The sequence below is a fragment of the Methylotenera sp. genome, from assembly GCF_013141425.1.
Classification (GTDB): Bacteria; Pseudomonadota; Gammaproteobacteria; order Burkholderiales; family Methylophilaceae; genus Methylotenera.
The window spans coordinates 1-7,955 of record NZ_JABFRA010000102.1; the positions used below are offsets into that span (position 1 = coordinate 1).

The 7,955-nt window shown below is 44.1% G+C and carries 3 protein-coding genes; all 3 read right to left on the bottom strand.

The features are described 5' to 3' along the window. Positions 1–285: 285 nt before the first annotated feature. Positions 286–507 carry a hypothetical protein gene (locus HOO90_RS09310; RefSeq protein WP_292842367.1) on the bottom strand — a complete coding sequence of 74 codons (222 nt, stop codon included), beginning with the start codon at positions 505–507 and terminating at the stop codon, positions 286–288. 127 nt (positions 508–634) lie between these two features. Beyond that, the gene (locus HOO90_RS09315; protein ID WP_292842369.1) at positions 635–4,192 is read right to left on the bottom strand and encodes an autotransporter domain-containing protein; all 3,558 of its coding nucleotides are present in this window, start codon (positions 4,190–4,192) and stop codon (positions 635–637) included. Between the two features lie 11 nt (positions 4,193–4,203). Beyond that, positions 4,204–7,955, bottom strand: a 3,752-nt coding sequence (locus tag HOO90_RS09320) for a TonB-dependent receptor (protein ID WP_292842371.1), incomplete at its 5' end; no start/stop codon positions are given.

The window sequence follows — 7,955 nt, forward strand, 5'->3', positions numbered from 1 at the left end:
TGTTAACTTCAGACTCTAAGGTAAGTGCATGATTGCGCCAATCGGCAAGTTGTGTATCGCTCATTTAATGTGCCCTAAGTAAGTGATTAGTAGTAATTGATTTGTTAAAAGTTTGTAACAGAATGTTAGATTGTAGTGGGTTTGTCTGTATCTGTGTAGGGTCCAGTTTGAAAATAAATTACTGAAATACTGATAATTGTTAATATAATGGAAAGTACACGACATGTATACAGGTTTGTATAGTTACGGGAAATTTTATCTTAAATTTAGGATAAAATATTCAAACTAAACTTTTAGTTCGAAAATGCATACGCCTAGTTCGTGGTTAAAATTCACGTTAAGGTTGGTATCCGTAGCCAGTTTTCTTATCGTACGTGTCATTTTTTCTAAATCATCACCATGATTTACAAGTTTACTGCACTGCTCAACATGAAAGCCATGTTTATAAACTTCAGATGCGATGTAAATCATTTCAACAAGTTGCTGGTGCTTTTGATCCACTTTCATAGTTGAGCCTTGTCAATAATTAAGTTGATTCACATGAAGATGTCTAGATTGAATACTGTGCTACTTAACATTTCACTAGTAAACAACGCACTGTCCTCATGCTCTCTAAATATCATTTCACTATTTATCATTCCACTAGCGTCATACTGTCCTCACGGACAATCAGCCAGTTGCCATCCTTTTGTTCCAAATCCACTAATTTTTTCACCGTGTATGATTGATTTTTACTATTGGAGGATTCGGTGAATACCGCAGACATGCCCTTACCCTGTGGCAAAATAATCATTTCAGCAATCACTATTTTGTTTAGAGTGTTGCTAGCCGTAACTTTTTTACGAAATTGTTCAATCTGTGCAGTGCGGTCACTTCCGTTATTGCTAGTAAAGTTTTGTGCATAAAATTTCAGGTAAGCTTCGACATCACCTCGGTTCTGCGCGGCTTGCCAAGCTTCTATGGTTGTGTTGACTGCCTTTTCAGCTTCCGTTGTTTGGTATGTTTCAGGCGCAATCATTTTCTGTATAACTGCGATGTCGTTTTCATTAACCTGAATAGCCGTGATAGCCTTGGCAACGGTTTTTTCTTTAGCAACAAGAGCTCGTTTCATCAACGAATGTCCACCATTAAACTCGTAACGGAGCTGCATCAGTAAAGCGTGACTGATAAATTGAGCGCGTTTGTTAGCGTCGTAGCTAAATAGTAGTGATATATCATCATTTTCTTCACTGCCAGTCAGTCGTAAACTGCTACCCAGCGTAAAGTCATCGCGAGTGGTTTTGATACCAGGACTAGTAAATTGATCACCTCCTGCAACAAATCGCGCAGTGCTATCTGGCGATAAATTAGCAAACTCATGATTCCATAAAGCACGAAACTCGATATCTGCTACCCAGTCATTTTGCTGAATCAAATACAACAATTTACCACCCAGACCCGTGCGAAGCGACTCCGTATCGCGGCCGTTAAGTTTTAGGGCAATTGCGCTGCCTTTTTCACTGTAGCCAGTTTCAGACAAACGACTATACGCTAGGGAAGTGACTGGCACAAAAGTAGCGTTCTCACTCATGCTGATTGGCCAGCCAGCGTCTACTTTTGCGGTAGCTTGCCAGCCATCGTGTGTGCCGTGCGCCGTTAGGCCGACATTGGTGCGGTTGCTGTTGAATATATGGCGGCCTAAACCAAGGGCTCCATTCAGATACCATGCATCGCCGGCCCAAGAACTGTAAATAGAGGCTAGATAACTATTGATATTGATGCGGTGATTGTCGGTCGCACCTAGGCCATCCACATTGCCATAGGCGTAACTGAATGCGCCGCCAAGCCTTAGGCGCTCGCTGTAGGGGCGATCGGCACCAAATGCCATACCAGTGGCAGAGGAAGTGTAGCCATCGATACTCTGGCGTTTTTCTTGTGTTCCAGTAAAGCCAAAACCTTGAAACCAAATGCCAGCACCTTTGGGTTTGTCATTAATCAAGTTAGCGGAACTACCGATTTTTCTGCCATTAAGTGTAGCTAAATGCGTGTCGAACAGATGCGACTCAAGCATGCCTAGAGTTTTATCAGTCGAAGTCAATACCATGCGAATCAGTCCATCATTAGCCTCAGGTCTGAGGCGCTCGCCTGATAAACGCACATTGGCCTCATCTAAATTCTGCAATGTTTTTGCAAGATTAATTAACCCAATATCGGTACCGTTATAGTTCATGACAGTATTTAAAGCATTGGTAGCACCTTTAGAAAGTCCAGGCAGGGTAATTGCAGCGTTGGTACTAGCGGTGAGTACTAAATCACCAGAAGCATCACTCAATAGCCATCTAACCAGACCAGAGTTCTGAACCTGCGCGCTGCCAATGGTATTCGTGGCAATGTTGATTTGTTCGCCATTCTGAACAAAGTGGTTTACGGTAGTTGGTATTACTGTAGCACTATTATCAATCGTTCCTGTTCCGCCAACTACTAACTGACCATTGCTTGTATTGGTAATCGTTGTTTTAAATTTTGAACCTGCTGCCAGCGTAACATCGCCCGTCACATTTAGCATCTGGTCGTGTAAATCTAGTGTACCGTTATTTGTCAAATTACCAACAATCATGCCGTTGGATGTTGAGGCGGCTAATGTCGAGGTGCTATTTACATAAACTTCAGGAACGGTTAGTAAAGTCTGCAAGTCTACCACGCCAGTTTGTAGATAAACGGCCTGATTCAACTGTATCCCTGCCCCCCAGAGTGTCCATTGGCTGTTATTGCCACGCATTGTTAATGTGTTAAAACCACTGATTGAGCCAGCTACATCGCAATTTCTGAACTGACCGCAGTTGAGTTCGACAGTGTTGTCACCTAGGCTATTCAAGGCCGTTAAATTGCCTGTTAAGCCGCTACCGCCCTCAGTTTGGTCGATGGTCACTGTATTTACTGAGCCATCTGCATCGTTAATGATGATGTCACCGTATACGCCTCCGCGTTGCTCTAACGTAAATTTCTTGGCTCCTCCTGATACTCCTTCAGAGTCATTTTGGTCTACGTAAATATTTCCGTTAATAGAGGCTGCATTTCCGCCGCCAGTTTCCGTGGTTGAACGATTAATCAGATGGTGCTCGCCAGAGCCTAAGTAAATATTGCCCCCAATTGTGCCGTAGTTATCAATCAGGCTGTTACGTGGCCCAACTTCCTCAGCGCTATAGGAGAGTGTTAAAGCTGAATCAATGATTTGTGCGGCCATTTTAAGTGGGTTGCGATCCACTAATAAAATATCGCCATAAATATAGTTACCAGCTGTGCTGTTGTTAATGGTCGTCAGGCCGCTACCATAGTTAGCGATGGCCCAGTGACCTTCTGTAAGCGTGTCGCCAATAGCACCAGAATGAGACCAGTTGGCAATGCTGCCATAACCATTCGCTTGATCTCCAGTTAAGGTGATTGTCTGAATACGCGCGTTGCCATAAATTGCCGCAGTGAAATCACCCATTGCAGAAATTTCAGCACCAGCACCAAAGAATTCATTTGGTGCGATACCACCGTGATTCGTAATAATTAATTCATTTGTATTTTGATCTACATGAATAGCGGCTGCTACACCAGCGGGAGTGCCTGATGCCGTTAAAACTGGTGTTGGTAGCCCAGTAACTGGGTCAGGGTTAATCACATCAAGTTGATACTGGTTGGTAAGTAAATTACCATTCGCGTCAGCCGACCAAGACCACACTTGTGTTTGATTTTCATCTAAATAACCAAATGACACTGAACGGCGGTCCATTACAATCCGGCCATTATTGATAATGTTGAGGCTAGATCCGCCTGTGGAAGAAATAACGCTGTGCGCGCCAGTACTCACTGTACCAACATCAATTACACCCGTGATGTAGCTTCCAATATTTGGATCATAATAAAGCGCATAATTTCCATCGGTACTGTCTTCATGACTCAAGATATTGGTAATCATGCCAACGGGGATATTTGAGCTAATTGGCTCATTCGTTAATGTCGCCCCAACCGTTGCATCAATCACTAACCCACCCACCATCGTAGTGCCACTGCTGTTGGTCGAGTCACCAGTACATGTGTAATTTGGGTCAGTGCCAGTGCAATCTGCCTGAGCAGTAAGTGCATAGCCAGCCATTAAAATGGCTGTAAAGAGTGATTCAATGGTAATTACAATAGGGCGGCGAATAAAGTTAAACTGAATAGACATGATTCTCTCCCTTATCCCAAATCCGCTGATTGTTTTTCAGCCTTAGTTTGCTCAATATTGGTCCGAGCCGGAAATGCAAACTCGCGAATAATCAGCCAACGCCCATCTTGCTTTTTAAATTCCAGCACACGCCTTACCGACTCTTTTTGGCGTCCTGATTGGCTGGTTTCTGTAAACATGGCCGACATTTCTTGGCCTTTAGAAGCAACACTTAAATCTGAAACTGTCACAGTGGGTCTATTGGCGGCATTAATACGATTTTTGGTTTTAATTTCCCAATCGCGGTGGTTGCTACCATCAGCTGGTTTAAAGTTTGCGGCGTAGTGACGCAGGTAGCCATCGCCGTCTAAACTAATCTGCGCAGTTTTAAGTGACTCGAGTGTTGCCCTAACACCTTTTTCAGATTCGGAAACAAAGCGATTTTTGCCATCATTACCGCTTAGAGTTAAATTACTATTCAGCGCTAGTTGCAATGCTGGGTTAACATCAGCAGGTCGTTCAGGAGGTGGTAAATTGTCAAGGGCTGGGGCACTCCGTTCTGCGAACTGTTTTTGTCTAGCAGCTTCTTTATCGCTATCAAAGTCATAACCTAAGGTTACCCATATTCCGCGCGGGGCAGCACCAGAAACGAATTGCGTGCCTAGCCATTCGCTGGAGTTATAGTTGAAGCCGCCCGCACCGATAGCACCATGCACGGAGGGTGCGAATGGGTTGAGCCCTAAGCGACCAGCGGAGAAATATTGCTTGTCAAATAGATTGTTTACAACGGCACCCATTGTCCAACCACTACCGAAGTCATAACTTGTGCTTAGATTAAAAGTGGCAAAGCCGGGTGACTTACCTGAAGATTTATAATCAGGCTCTTTGACCATTACATTTTCCCAAGTGCTGGTTTGGGGATTCCAAAGTCGTTTGACGTACATTCTACCTGGGCCTGGAGTGTGGTCATTATTCTCATTGCCACGTACAAATGAGCCACCGTGCGCCACCATATTGAGTCGCACTTTCCATTTTGATGTTAGTTTGTAGCCAAAACTAGCATTTAGATTGTTCAGTGGAATTCCCGGTAAGCGGTCACCAGGTTCGACTTGTATCATGTTGGCCGACAGTCCTGTTAGCTCACGACTACTATTATTTGCACTAAGCATTTTAAAGCTGGACTGGAATGTGGCTTCAGAAAGTGAATAGTTAATTTTAAAATCGGATTTACCGTAATCACCCGATAAGCCAAACTCGATGCCTTGTCGACGCGTTTGGCCAACATCTTGAAAGAAGCTTAGTTCAGGTGTGTAGCCCACCATGTAAATGTCATGATAGACATTGGTGCGATAGGCACTGACATTCCAATCCAGAAGGCTACCTAACTGGCCACGGCCGCCGATTTCAATGGTTTGCGCCCTGACTTGCGGCAAATAGGGGTCGCCAGACATGGTGCTGGGTAGCGTGCAAGCGTTCCCCAGTGCAAGACTACGTGGTTTATAAATTGGTTCATTGACGTGAGTGATTGGGTTCCATCTGTACCCAGCTTGTGTTGGCGTGTCATCAAATGCACAGCCCAATTCCACCACAGAAGGTACTCGCGTACCTTGATTTAAATTGCCATAAACATTAACTCGAGGGGTGGCTTGCCAAGTGGCTCCTATGGATGGATTAAACGAGTGATATTTGAACTTCTCTGTTTCTGGGGCGTAGAGAGTTTTGTTGTTGTAATCGACAAAATTGGGTTTGTCGAGTGGAATAGCACAGGAATCTAAATCGGTACAGACCACGTATTCCGGCCATTGATTTAAATATTCCGTGAGTGTCCGTTGACCTGATCTTCTCAGTGTGGCCAGTTTATTTTTAACGCGGGTATGGTTGTAGCGGCCAGCAAAGGAAACGTGAAAGGTATCGATAGGCGACCATGTTTCGTTAAAATAAAGGCTACGAGTATTTTCTGAACCATCAAAGGCATTGACATCAATATCTTGCTGTGCAGCAGCATATTCTTCACCGATATTAAGCGGGTCAGAGCGTACAAAACGGTTATTGTCTAGCATTGCTAGGCGTTGTTTACCATCGTATTCCGCACCACTGGCATCGATAGAGGCACCGAGCATGATTTTATGTTTATCTAAATTCCAGTTGAATTGTACGGAGGCGCCATCGGTAGTTTGGTCAATTTTGGCTTTGGTAATAATCGCGGTTGGCGTGCCATCAACATAGCCAGTATTGCCTGCGGTACCCGCAGCACCGTCACGTGAAATAAAAATGACATTGCCATTGGCATCGTTTATGTATAGTTTTGTGCCTCCTCCATTCATATGGATGCTGTCTGACATACAGGTTGAGGCATTGAGCGGAGGTAGCTCTACTAAGAGATTTTTATAACCATCCACATCATAAAAGTAATTATTTGTTCCGCCAGTTAAGGGCGCTGGGGCTTCATATGTTTGAAGAGTTTCAAAGGTATTAGGATCATATGGCCATTCAGGGGCAGGGTAATTCTTACTAGGGTCAGATGAGATGGCGAGTTGCATTTTAATTAATGCAACATAATTTGGATCCAATGTTTGATTGAGCGTATTCGAGTTCAATAGCGAATAATCCATGCCGCCACCACTATTCAGCTTAGAATAAAATGCACTAGTAAAGCCGCCATTGCCATCGTCTTGATCCAGTCTGTCGACATAATATTCAGGAATACCTTGTGGACTGGCTTTAAATGCGCAAGTGATGTTTTCCCCCGGTGCCGCTTTGCGAGTAGCGAACCCAGATGAACCAAAAGTTTCTTCATCAATCATATCGCCCGTAAATGAGCGACGATTACTGTTGCGGCGGTAAACCTGACCAGTCACACTAAAGTTGTCGTTAATGAAGTGCTCGCCAGATAACTGGAACTGCAACAGTTTGTTCCGTGTTTCATCAGGAGAGGTGAAAATGCTACGTGGATCTTGTGCGAACATTTCAGCAGGTACTGTGCCATTCCCGACTAGTTTGTTGCTTGCCACCAGACTGGAAAATGCTAAGGAGGTGTTGTCATTACGCCATTCCAATTTGCCAAAGGCTTGATTGACTTTTGACGGTGAGTTTTTACGCCAACCGTCTTCTAAAAATAAATTTACCGCACCAAAAGCCGCTAGAGAATTATCGTTCCATCCACCTGATGCTTGCAGTTGCTTGCGTCCAAAAGAGCCAGAAAGGATTTCAGCATTTACACCTTTAAAATCAAAGCCGCTTTTGGTTTTAACGGCCAAGGCACCCCCTAAAGTATTTAAGCCGAACAATGGGTTAGAGCCTGGGAATACGTCCATGCCTGCCAATGCATTCATCGGAATTAGGTCCCAGTTCACCACATCGCCAAATGGTTCATTGACACGAATGCCATCGAAAAATACAGAAAGCCCTTGCGATGTGCCTATTTGGGGACTTGCGGTAAAGCCACGGTAGGTTACATCCATCTGAAAGGGGTTGCCTTGGTAATCATTCACATTAACCGATTGCAATTGCGAGTTCATTAGATCAGACATGCTAAGTGAATGTGATTCCTTAATCTGTTGGGCTGTGATACTTTGTATATTGCCAGGGACTTCTTCTTTGGTCAGGCCTAAACCGGGTAGTGGGCCAACGTCATGAAAACGTTTAGCGCGAATTTTTATTTCATTGAGGTTGATATCGACAGCACTCTTAGCTGGGGCTTTGTTAGTTTGGCTTTGGTTATCACTGGTTTCATCATCATTGGCTGCTAAGAGTATTTTTCTATTGCCGTCATTTTTTGTGACAG

What these genes read in the sequence shown, in the direction of transcription:
- HOO90_RS09310 (WP_292842367.1), bottom strand. Translation starts at nt 507, where the DNA reads ATGAAAGTGGATCAAAAGCACCAGCAACTTGTTGAAATGATTTACATC.
- HOO90_RS09315 (WP_292842369.1), bottom strand. Translation starts at nt 4,192, where the DNA reads ATGTCTATTCAGTTTAACTTTATTCGCCGCCCTATTGTAATTACCATT.